The sequence below is a fragment of the Cellvibrio sp. BR genome, assembly GCF_000263355.1.
GTDB lineage: Bacteria > Pseudomonadota > Gammaproteobacteria > Pseudomonadales > Cellvibrionaceae > Cellvibrio.
The window spans coordinates 226316-238358 of the sequence record NZ_JH668203.1; the positions used below are offsets into that span (position 1 = coordinate 226316).

11 protein-coding genes are annotated in these 12043 nt (G+C 50.4%); all 11 read right to left on the reverse strand.

Annotated elements, in window-relative coordinates; translation table 11 throughout:
- Positions 1-107: 107 nt before the first annotated feature.
- Entirely contained in the window at positions 108-890 is a 783-nt protein-coding gene (locus tag O59_RS14125) for a sulfite exporter TauE/SafE family protein (protein ID WP_007643899.1), read from the reverse strand.
- Positions 887-1078, reverse strand: coding sequence for a cbb3-type cytochrome oxidase assembly protein CcoS (ccoS, locus tag O59_RS14130; RefSeq protein ID WP_007643900.1), 192 nt, complete (start codon positions 1076-1078; stop codon positions 887-889). The genes O59_RS14125 and ccoS overlap by 4 nt, the downstream gene beginning before the upstream one ends.
- 38 nt (positions 1079-1116) lie before the next feature.
- Positions 1117-3561, reverse strand: a complete 2445-nt coding sequence (locus O59_RS14135; protein WP_050977077.1) for a heavy metal translocating P-type ATPase — start codon at positions 3559-3561, stop codon at positions 1117-1119.
- Between the two features lie 11 nt (positions 3562-3572).
- A complete protein-coding gene (locus tag O59_RS14140; protein ID WP_007643902.1) occupies positions 3573-4118 on the reverse strand; it encodes a FixH family protein in 546 nt (181 codons plus the stop codon).
- A gap of 48 nt (positions 4119-4166) precedes the next feature.
- On the reverse strand, positions 4167-5579 hold the full coding sequence (gene ccoG / locus O59_RS14145) for a cytochrome c oxidase accessory protein CcoG (protein WP_040392739.1): 1413 nt from the start codon (positions 5577-5579) through the stop codon (positions 4167-4169).
- A gap of 127 nt (positions 5580-5706) precedes the next feature.
- The gene (gene ccoP / locus O59_RS14150; protein WP_007643906.1) at positions 5707-6624 is read right to left on the reverse strand and encodes a cytochrome-c oxidase, cbb3-type subunit III; all 918 of its coding nucleotides are present in this window, start codon (positions 6622-6624) and stop codon (positions 5707-5709) included.
- A gap of 24 nt (positions 6625-6648) precedes the next feature.
- Complete coding sequence (locus O59_RS14155) at positions 6649-6834, reverse strand: CcoQ/FixQ family Cbb3-type cytochrome c oxidase assembly chaperone (RefSeq protein WP_007643907.1); 186 nt, start codon at positions 6832-6834, stop codon at positions 6649-6651.
- Positions 6834-7445, reverse strand: coding sequence for a cytochrome-c oxidase, cbb3-type subunit II (ccoO, locus tag O59_RS14160; protein ID WP_007643908.1), 612 nt, complete (start codon positions 7443-7445; stop codon positions 6834-6836). The genes O59_RS14155 and ccoO overlap by 1 nt, the downstream gene beginning before the upstream one ends.
- 10 nt (positions 7446-7455) lie before the next feature.
- Complete coding sequence (gene ccoN, locus O59_RS14165; RefSeq protein WP_040392740.1) at positions 7456-8913, reverse strand: cytochrome-c oxidase, cbb3-type subunit I; 1458 nt, start codon at positions 8911-8913, stop codon at positions 7456-7458.
- 262 nt (positions 8914-9175) lie between these two features.
- Complete coding sequence (locus O59_RS14170) at positions 9176-10393, reverse strand: argininosuccinate synthase (RefSeq protein WP_007643910.1); 1218 nt, start codon at positions 10391-10393, stop codon at positions 9176-9178.
- Positions 10394-10554: 161 nt separating this feature from the next.
- A complete protein-coding gene (gene sbcB, locus O59_RS14175) occupies positions 10555-12018 on the reverse strand; it encodes an exodeoxyribonuclease I (protein WP_007643911.1) in 1464 nt (487 codons plus the stop codon).
- Positions 12019-12043: the final 25 nt, after the last annotated feature.

Genomic DNA, 12043 nt, shown 5'->3' on the forward strand with positions numbered 1-12043 from the left:
AGACAGGTAAACCTTGGACTCAGCAATCACTAGTTAAGTTCAGGATAACAGGCGCGCACCTTAGCATAGGGTAATTCAGGCGCCTAGCAACGCGCTGTAAAGGCTTGTTAGTGATGGTGATGTTCGTGCGCGTCAGTGTTTTCTGCCGCAGATGATGACTGCTGGTGATGTTCATGGGATGGTGAATCGGTAGCCGCAGGTTCCTGGTGGTTGTGATGGTGCCCATGCCCTCCGGAGCCCCAGAGCGTCCAGAGGCCAAAGAGGATAATCATAATCGCCATAGCCCAACGCAGATGACGCAGTTGCAATAGCCTATTAAGCTGTTGGGCTGCCAACCCCGCGAGCAGTAAACTCGGCAAGGTTCCAGCGCCAAATGCCAACATGGTGAAGCCACTCAGTGCCCAGTGCCCCTGCGCCATACTGTAAGCCAGTGCGGAGTAAACCAAACCACACGGCAACCACCCCCAGAGCGCGCCGAGCAATAAGCCTTTGCCGGGATGATTAACGGGCATCAGTCTTTTACCAATAGGCTGGAGATAAGCCCATAGATAGCGGCCAGCAGACTCCAGATAGGTTAATCCATGCCACCAGTTGGCTAAATACAGCCCCATGGCAATCAACAGCAACCCTGCCAGCCAACGCAACCACGCAGCACCTCCCGAGGCGGTAATTTGCTGGGCAAACACACCGACCAACCCCCCCATCAGTACATAACTCAGCAGGCGGCCAATATTGTAGGAGCAGAGGATAATAAAACGACGTCGCGACTCTTGTGCAGGCACCGCCATACTCAAAGCGCCCATGATGCCGCCACACATACCAATGCAATGGGCACTGCTAAACAGCCCCAATAAAAATGCAGTGACCATGACCGACCAATCAATACTCATTCCGCTGTTTTCTCTGCGTCAGTTTTGGCAGAGTCATCTTTTTTAGGCTGTTCAGCATCAAACAGTATGCGATGAGCTTCGGTATCCAGATTGTCGTACTGGCCATTATTGATCGCCCAAAACAGCGCTTTTACCGCCAGCGCGATAAATACAAGCGCACAGGGAACCAAAAAATACAGACTTTCCATCAATAGACCCAGAGTAAAGACACTCGTTTTAAAGGAGGTTAATCCATCAAACGCAGTGCGTTGAAAATCACCACTAGCGAACTGGCAGTCATGCCAATTGCTGCCAACCAGGGCGGAATCATACCCGCCGCAGCCAAGGGTAACGCGAGCAGATTATAGACAAGCGAGTAGCGCAAATTCTGGCGAATAATACCTTTGGTGCGCCGCGCTATATCCAAAGCCTCAGCCAATACCGCCAGACGATCATTGAGCAATACCGCATCGGCACGGGTTTGGGCCAAATCCGACGCGGAAGCCATAGCGACCGACACATCAGCCCCGGATAACACCGGTATATCGTTGATGCCATCGCCAATCATCAGTACTTTATCACCTGCCGCTTGACGCTGACTCAAGTGCGACAATTTGTCGCCCGGTTTGGCACCCGCCATAAACTCATCAATACCGAGATTCCGTGCAAGATGGGCAACAGCGCCGCTCTGGTCACCGCTGAGCAACTCCACCGCAATCCCACGCGACTTGAGGCTGGTGATAAGCGCCGCTGCATCGGGCCGCACTTCATCGATCAAACCTATCCAGGCCAAGGGCTGCTGTTCACTGGCGAGCAACAACCAAAGATGTTGATCATCAGGTAAGGCCAATGGGGGCGTCCCTACAGCAGAACCAAACTGACCGGCAAACTCAATAGTACCCAAGCGATAACCCACACCATCAATTTGCCCTTCCACGCCAGCCGCGGTGGTTTGTTTCACCGCTGTTGCGGTGTAGACATCTTGCCAAGGCATAAACGCCGCCGCCAGCGGATGGTTAGAGCCCGCCTCCAATGCTGCTGCTATGCCCAACAATCTATCGCGCGACAGCGCCACTGATTCAAATAACCGCACGTCCGCCAAGGCAAACTGGCCTTTGGTGAGGGTGCCGGTTTTATCAAAAATAACGCGATTCACACTGTTCAGCGTTTCTATCACGTGGCCGCGCGCTACCAAAAACCCGCGTTTACGCAGGTTGGCGGTTGCTGCCGACAGTGCGGCGGGCATCGCCAAGGCCAGAGCACAAGGGCAAGTCACCACCAGTACCGATAGTGTCACCCAAAGGGCATGCTCGGGGCGATACCAGAACCAAAACGCAAATACGGCGGCACAAACCACCAACAAACGGGCAATAAAAAATCGCGCGATACGGTCAGCACTCAGCACTTGTAGCGGTTTATCGTCAGCGGCCTGGCTGGCCAAGCGCTCAATGGCCGACAACTGGGTGGCAGCACCAAGCGCAGTTACTTCAACTTTCAATGGACTGTGATTATTCAAGGTGCCAGCAATCACCGAATCACCCGGTTTTTTAGTGACGGGCTGGGACTCACCGGTAAGCAACGCCTCAACAACTGCACTTTCACCGGCAACCACCCGTCCATCGCATGGAAACGTATCGCCCGCTTTAACTAAAATAAGATCACCCAATTGCAGGGTTTTGATGGGCATTGATTCTTCGATTTCACAGCCATTTTCCGTGTGCAAACAGCAGGCGGTTAACGGCATGAGTTGGGCGAGATTGCCAAACGCCAACCGGTTGCGATGACGCGCGCGCAACTCCACATAACGCCCCACCAACAAAAACAGGGTGAACATGGATACCGATTCAAAATACACCTCGCCGGTGCTAGTGACGGTGGCCCACACGCTCGCCAGATAGGCAAGGCCAATCGCCAGCGCGACCGGTACATCCATCACTAAATGACGCATCTGAATACTGCGCCATGCGGCCTGGAAAAATGGCCAAGCCGAAAAAAACACCACAGGGGTGGCAACTAACATGGACAGCCAGCGCAAAAAATCCAACCAGAAATCCGTCGCGCCGGTGTACATACCCACCGCCACCATCATCGCCTGCATAGTGCCAAAACCGGCGACACCAATACGGAACAAGGCGATGCGGTTTTCTTTTTTAATTAATTGTTGCTGTTGGTCGTCCGTTGCCGGGCGCGGCACATAACCAATGGCATGGAGCGCAGCGAAGATCTCGCTCAAGGGCGCCTGTTCATCCCAAATCACCATGCAGCGATGCGTAGTGAGGTTCACCGTAACTGATTTAACCGCCGGATTTTGTTTGAGATGGGTTTCGATTAACCAGCTACAGGCCGCACAAGTTATACCTTCCAGCAGCAAGTTAGCCTGTTTGAGGCCGCCCGCTAACGGCAGCACAAACTCGGATTGCACTTCAGGTAAGTCATAAATTGCCCAGCGCTGGGCTACCCCTTGTGGTGATTCGCCGAAGGCTTCCGGGCGCTCACTGGTGGAAGTCCGAAACTGATAAAAACTATCCAAACCGCCATCCACAATCGCCATCGCCACCGCCTGACAGCCGGGACAACACATGAGGCGGATCTCACCTTGAATTTGTACGGGATAATAACTGGCAGCAGGAACCGGCAAGCCGCAGTGATAGCAAGCCTGAGCAGAAGTCGCTGAGGAGGCTGGTGACGCCATGAATGACTCGACTATTTGACGCGTGGCGCCAACCCGGTTTTGTCACTAATACGAAAATCAATTTCTCCACTGAGGGTCCAGGGAGCTTGTTTACGCTGGGCAATGTCGCCGATAGGATAAAGCGTTAGATACCAGGAATACTGGGGCTCAGTAGCCAAAGTGCCACGATATTGGCCTGGCGCAATGGCCTTGAGGTGGATAATTTGATCCTTTTCCTCCTTAACCGGATGTCCCATCATTAACAGGATAGTATCTGGCAAGGACGCAGTATCGCCCACAGCACTGGTAAGGCTAATCATCACATCGCCACTGGTGCGATCAAAACGCAAATCCGCGAGCAACCCTAAATCCCGTGCACGCTGATCCTGCTCCAGTGCCTGGTTGATCATGCGCCCTTCCTTGTAGTAATTATCGATAATCACATCGTCTGCCCCCTTGAGGGCAATGGTAACGGTGATGCTGCACATGATGATGATATAAATCAGCGGGCTGAATACAAACCAAAACCAAAACTCCCGATACCAGGGCTTGGCATTTTCTGCGACTAATTCACTCATAACAAAATACCTGTTAAATCTGGTTAAAGGCCGCTGCCCAATAAAGGATTAAGGCCCAATAAAAGTAGTGGTGTTAATGGCCGTAAGCTCGGGGTTCTCACGTGCACGCACGCGGAAACGAATTTCGCTTTTTCGCGTTTTTAATTCAGATTTGGGAATAGTGACACGTACCGGTACGGTTAGCACCTCCCCTTCCAGCGCAGGCATTGCCCGATACCCCTCAATCACAAAAGGATAATCACCCTCAACTTCCAGGTCGTAAGTATGGGTACTGCGATCCATATTACTGATTTTGATGGTGTAGACGTTCTGGATATCGCTACCCACTACTCGATACATGCGCACACCGCGATCACGTTGGGCTTCAAGCCCGACCGGCACGCGGGTTGCAATCGAATAAACAAAAAGCGAGATCATGATGGTTAACATCAAACCATAGCCCAGCAGCCGCGGCCGGAAGACTTTAGTTTTGCCATTTTGAATTGCATCCTCGGTGGTGAAACTGATCAGACCGCGCGGATAATCCATTTTATCCATCACGCTGTTACAGGCGTCCACGCAGAGGCCGCAATCGATACATTCAGCCTGCAGACCATCGCGAATATCGATATCTACCGGACACACCTGCACACACCAGGAACAGTCAATACAATCGCCCAATCCCTGCGCCTTATAGTCATCACCCACTTTACGTGGGCCGCGCTTTTCTCCACGCAGCGGATTGTAGGAAACAGTGAGGGTATCCTGATCGTACATTACCGCTTGAAAACGCGCGTAGGGGCAGATGTATTTACAAAACTGCTCGCGCATAAAACCGGCGTTCATATAGGTAGCACCAACAAATAATGCAACCCAGAAAAAAGGGACCAGATCCAAATTAAAGGTGAAGAAACTCACTACCAGCTCGCGAATTGGAGTGAAGTAGCCCACAAATGTCAGGGAAGTAATAATGCTAATCGCGATCCAAATAAATTGTTTGGCGCCCTTGCGCCACAACTTCTCAAAACCCCAGGGCTTGGCATCCAGTTTGATGCGCTTGTTACGATCGCCCTCGCAGACAAATTCCGCCCAGATAAACATTTGGGTCCATACCGTTTGTGGGCAGGTAAAACCACACCATACACGCCCCACCAGCACGGTTACCGTAAACAATAAAAAGGCGGCGATTACCAGTAGCCAAGCGAGATACATCGCATCCTGCGGCCAAAATGTCAGCCACAAAATGTGGAACTTGCGCTCAGGCAAATCAAATAACATGGCCGGGCGACCATCAATCACCAACCAGGGTAATAACAAGAAACCCAGCATCAGGGGTACGCCTGTGTAACGGCGCAGGCGCTGGTAAAAACCGGTGATACGGCGCATGTAAATTTTGTCATCCGCCTCGTAGAGATTTACATAGCGGATAACTGGCTCGGACGGCTTATTGTCAGGGGAATTGCTGGCAGGTTTTTCACTCAAGGGAACCACCTCATTGGCTAGCCTCCCGGATAATCCGGGCGAGCTAAACAGATATCAAAAAAAACAGGGCGAAAAAAAAGGCAGGCCTGGGCCCGCCTTCCTTGTATAACAACCAGTTCGCCGGAATCTAGTTGTTGTCTTCTAACGACAAGCTGTACACATAGGCCGCTAGCAAATGGATACGGTCTTCTTTCAGCAGATCTTTCTGCGCCGGCATTACACCATTGCGGCCATGGCGCAAGGTCTGGCGGATAGTGGCAGGCTCGCCACCGTAAAGCCAAATATCATCCGTCAGGTTGGGAGCACCCAGCAATTGGTTGCCCTTACCATCCAGACCATGGCAAGCCGCGCAATTCACATCAAAGTGCTTTTTACCTGCATCTGCTTTGGTTGCATCATGCTCAGCACCGGACAAACTCAATACATATTCAGTGGTTTCCGCGATGCCTTTTTCACCCAACAAGGCAGCCCATGCAGGCATTGCTGCTTTACGGCCATGATTCAAGGTTTCCAGAATTTTGTCTGGTGTGCCGCCATAGAGCCAGTCTTTATCAGTCAAATTCGGAAAGCCTGGGTTGCCACCACCGTCTGAACCGTGGCAAACAGCACAGTTATTAACAAACAAACGGAAGCCCATTTTGAGCGCATCAGGGTTTCTGGCGAGTTCTTCAATCGGCATTTTTGAGTAGACGCCATACGTTTCGGCATAGACTTTTTCCGCCTCAGCCTGATCCCCACGCAACTCCCCTACTGAGGTCCAAGCTCCGGTATCTTTCCACTCTATACCTTTATAAGAACCCAAGCCTGGGTAAATAACCAAATAGACAGCACTGAATATAAATGTCAGCAAGAACATATAGAACCACCACCGAGGTAGAGGGTTATCATACTCCTCAATACCATCGTATTCGTGGCCGGTAGTTTTTGCTTCCGTGCTCTCTTCACCCACCACCGCGCGCTTGCGATTGGCAAAAAGAATCCATAACAGCAACACCAGATTGGTGACTGTCAGGATAATGATCCAAAGACTCCAAAAAGTACTCATAGTTAAATCCGCCCTAATCGATGATTACTTGTGATCATCAGTCTGCTTGTTGTCTGGCTGCTTGGTGTTAGGCTCATCGTCCGCAAAAGGTAACTTTGCATCCTCTTCAAAGCGCTTTTTGAGCTTGGGCGAAAAAGCCCAAAAGCACACGCCGAAGAAGGCGATGGTAACTAACACGGTTGAAATAGCACCAAGTGTACCCGTATCCATTAACGCTTCTCTTTGAGCAAAATGCCCAGGTTCTGTAAGTAAGCAACCAATGCATCCATCTCAGTCACGCCTTTAACTGCAGCTTCAGCACCAGCAATATCTTCCTCTGTATAAGGAACTCCCACTGAGGCTAAAGCACGCATTTTGGCGGCAGTATGTTTGCCATCGAGCTTGTTGTCATACAGCCAAGGGTAAGCAGGCATGATCGACTCAGGCACAACAATACGCGGGTTAAACAAATGCACTTTATGCCAGTCATCGGAATAACGGCCACCTACGCGCGCCAAATCCGGACCGGTTCTCTTGGAACCCCACAAGAACGGGTGCTCGTACACAGACTCACCGGCGACCGAATAGTGACCATAACGCTCGACTTCAGCGCGTAGCGGACGCACCATCTGGGTGTGGCAAACGTGGCAACCTTCACGAATGTAGATATCACGACCTTCCAACTGCACGGCGGTGTAAGGCTTCAAACCTTCGATCGGGGTGGTAGTCTCTTTCAAGAAGAACTGCGGAACAATCTCCACCAAACCACCGAAGCTAATAGCGACGACCATAAATACAGTCATCAAACCAATATTTTTCTCAACTATTTCATGACCTTTCATGGCATTCCCCTTAAACAGCTGGTGCCTGAACAGGCTGGGTAGCATTTGCAGCTGCTTCTTTTTTGGAAGCGCTTACAGTGCGATAAGTGTTGTAGGCCATCACGAGCATACCGGTCAGGAAGAAAGCACCACCAATAAGACGCATGATGTAACCCCCTTTACTGAACACGACGGTTTCAATAAAGCTGTAGGTCAAAGAACCATCGGGGTTGAATGCACGCCACATCAAACCTTGACCGATACCGTTAATCCACATAGCCACTACATAAAGAACAGTACCCACAGTGGCCAACCAGAAGTGCATATTGATCAATTTAACGCTGTGCATTTCTTCACGATTAAAGAGTTTCGGAATCATGTGGTACAGGGCGCCGATAGAAATCATTGCCACCCAACCGAGTGCGCCAGAGTGAACGTGACCCACAGTCCAGTCAGTATTGTGAGAGAGTGCGTTTACGTTTTTAATGGCCATCATTGGGCCTTCGAAGGTAGACATACCGTAGAAGGACAAAGCAACAACGAGGAAGCGCAGGGTTGGGTCAGTGCGCAGCTTATGCCAAGCGCCAGACAGGGTCATAATACCGTTGATCATACCGCCCCAGCTTGGAGCCAACAGAATCAATGACATCACCATACCTAATGATTGAGTCCAATCCGGTAAAGCGGAGTAATGCAAATGGTGAGAACCAGCCCATATGTAAAGGGAGATCAACGCCCAGAAATGCACGATAGACAACTGATAGGAGTAAACAGGGCGACCCGCTTGTTTGGGTACAAAGTAGTACATCATGCCAAGGAAGCCAGCGGTCAAGAAGAAACCTACTGCGTTGTGACCGTACCACCATTGGACCATAGCATCGGCAGCACCGGCATAGGCAGAGTAAGATTTGGTCAGAGTTACTGGCACTGCAGCACTGTTGACAATATGCAGCACGGCAACGGTAAGAATGAAGCCGCCGTAGAACCAGTTAGCTACATAAATATGGGAAGTTTTACGCTTAACAATGGTGCCGAAGAAAACAATCGCATAAGAAATCCAAACGAGTGCAATAAGAATATCAATTGGCCATTCCAGCTCTGCATACTCTTTAGAGGAGGTCATGCCCAGCGGCAAAGTAATTACGGCCAATACAATAACGGCTTGCCAACCCCAGAAAGTAAATGGCACTAACCAACCACCAAACAAACTGGTCTGACAGGTACGTTGCACAACGTAGTAAGAAGTCGCAAACAGCGCACAGCCACCAAACGCAAAAATTACTGCATTAGTGTGCAGGGGGCGCAAACGGCCGAAATGTGTGTAGGGTTGCAGCAAGTCATTCAAACCTGGCCACACCAATTGTGATGCGATAAGCACACCAACGCCCATACCCACTATGCCCCATACAATGGTCATAATGGAGAACTTGCGTACTATATCGAAGTCGTATACTGGAGGATCCCCAGCTACAGTCGCATGACTACCCATAGGACTTTCCTGTTACTTAAAGAGAAATGAAAACTTGTTTGTCTCTGGCCGTGCAACTTACCGCACGGAGCTTCACGGCAATCATCAAGCCTATAACCCTACTGAAGGTGCGGCATTTTGCCTCATGTGTGGCATTTTGTCCCACGCAAGTAGTTACAGGATTGATATTTATCAAATTATTTATACGGAATTAACCCGAACACTTTATTTACCCAGGTAAATAAAGTACCTGCGCTCACAGGAGCGCAGGTTAAAAAGGAAATTACTTCAGCACACGGCCCTTGTTAGCAGCAATACGCATACGCAATGCATTCAGTTTAATGAAACCTTCTGCATCTTTTTGGTTGTATGCACCAGCATCATCTTCAAAAGTCGCTATTTTTTCATCAAACAAGCTGTCGGGAGAACGACGACCGACAACACTCACTGAGCCTTTGTACAGCTTCACGCGTACATCACCGTTTACATGAGTTTGTGACTGATCGATCATCGCCTGCATCATCAGACGCTCAGGACTCCACCAGTAACCGTTGTAAATCATGTCCGCATACTTGGGAATCAAGCTGTCCTTCAAATGGGCAACTTCGCGATCCAGAGTAATAGATTCAATTGCACGGTGCGCACGCATCATGATGGTGCCACCAGGGGTTTCATAGCAGCCGCGAGATTTCATACCCACATAGCGGTTTTCCACGATATCCAGACGACCAACACCGTTCTCACCGCCAACCTTATTCAGGTAAGCCAGTACGGTAGCAGGAGACATTGGCTTGCCGTCGATAGCAACGATATCGCCTTTCTCATAGGTCAACTCAAGGTAAGTCGCCTTGTCTGGAGCTGCTTCAGGGGCAACAGTCCAGCGCCACATATCTTCTTCGGCTTCAGTCCACGGGTTCTCCAGAACCTTGCCTTCGTAAGAGATATGCAGCAGGTTGGCATCCATAGAGTAAGGTGATTTTTTCTTCTTGGAGTAATCAACCGGAATATTGTGCTTCTCACAATACGCCATCAAGGTTTCGCGGGAGGTCAAATCCCACTCTCGCCATGGGGCGATTACTTTGATGCCGGGTTTCAATGCATAGGCACCCAATTCAAAACGCACCTGATCGTTACCTTTACCGGTAGCGCCGTGGGAAATGGCATCTGCACCTACTTCATTAGCGATTTCAATCAAACGCTTTGCAATCAAAGGGCGGGCAATAGAGGTGCCGAGCAGGTACTCACCTTCATAGATGGTATTAGCGCGGAACATAGGGAATACGAAATCGCGGACAAACTCTTCGCGCAAATCGTCAATGTAAATTTGCTTAACGCCTAGCGCCTCAGCTTTAGCGCGGGCCGGCTCAACTTCTTCGCCCTGACCAATGTCAGCGGTAAAGGTGATCACTTCACAGTTGTAGTTTTCCTGCAACCACTTAACGATTACAGACGTGTCAAGGCCACCGGAATAGGCCAACACTACTTTTTTGATAGATGACATGGGGACTCCCGCTAACACTCGTTGACAATTCACAGGGCACGATCACGAGTCGCAATCCGCAGACCGGTACCTTCTTGGGCGCGGGATTGTACTCGCAAGCAGACCAAATTCCCACACTTGCGGCCGTTAAAACCCTGTGCAAAGTCAAATTGAACCCTGTTTTACCCAGCTGCCATCAACTGCTTGCCATACGCGGCTAATTGCTGCAAAAGCAGACGCTGCTCAGCACTGGTGGACTCCGCCTCACTGAGCGTTTTTATCCGCAGATCAAACTCCATCAAAGTCAGAGAAGATTGCGCCTCAGGTGAAGTCAGCCGCCAACGGCAGAATTCCTGCCAGCGTTGCAGCTCTTCGGCACTGAGGCTGGCAGGAAAATTGCGGGCGCGATAGCGAAACAATATTTCCCCCAAACGCGGGTCATTGAATGGAAAGGCGGTATTAGCCAATGTTTCAGGATCAGCATTGCGCACGCGGGTCATTAAACGCTTGTCGTGATCATCAAAAAAACCGCTGTAAAGCAGTTGCTCAGGATCTGTTTTTTCCGCAAAAGAGTTGCTCGAATACAATTGATATAAACGCTGCAGCAAGGATTCGCGCTCACTTAACGTCAGATTGCGCAGAACTTGCCAATGCGCCTCGCAACGCTGCTTATCAATGTGCAAACGCTGGGCAGTGGCATCATCTAGCATCGCTGCCGGTAGTAGCATCGGGGTTTTATTCATGTGCACTTCTTTGAGCGCCAACCGCTCTACCCCTTCGGGTAAATCCTCGGTGCGGGTATAAAGCCGCAGCTGTAATTCCTCGACCGGCAAACTGAGCAAGGCTTGTGGATCGGCGCTCAGATTGTAAGCGATCACCGAATTCTTATTGGTGGGGTGCATAGCTAAAGGCACAATCAACGCCGCGTTGCCGTTCTCACCGGGAAAACGGGAGGAAATGTGCAGCAGCGGTTTGGCAGCATCGATATCAATCATACTGGCGGCAAAACGTTTGTCGCGCAGACGATAAGCGTAATCATAGAGTTTAGGCTGGCGGGTTTTAATCAGCTTGGCCACAGCGATGGTGGCATACACGTCAGAGAGCGCATCATGTGCAGCCTCGTGTTTGAGATTGTTCGCCTGGCTCAGCATTTCCAGCTTGAAGCAAGGGCGACCATCCTCATAATTAGGCCATTCGATCCCTTCCGGTCGCAACGCACGGGTCATGCGCACCATATCTATAATGTCCCAGCGCGAATTACCGTTGCGCCACTCGCGCTCATAGGGATCATAAAAGTTGCGATAGAGGGTATAACGCGTTACTTCATCATCAAAACGGATCGAGTTATACCCCACACCGCAAGTCCCCGGACGCGCGAGCTGACGATGAATAGCGGCAATAAATTCGCACTCTGGCAAGCCCTTGCTCTGGGCGACTTGCGGCAATAATCCGGTAATTAAACAAGCTTCCGGTTTTGGCAATACATCAGGCGCTGGCTGACAATAAATCATTAAAGGCTCATCGATCACATTGAGCGACTCATCCGTGCGCACACCGGCAAACTGCGAAGGGCGATCAATCGCCGGCACTTCGCCCCAAGTTTCGTAATCGTGCCAATAGAGACTAACCGACGATTCATTCTTCATATTATTTATTCCACAATTTTGCCAG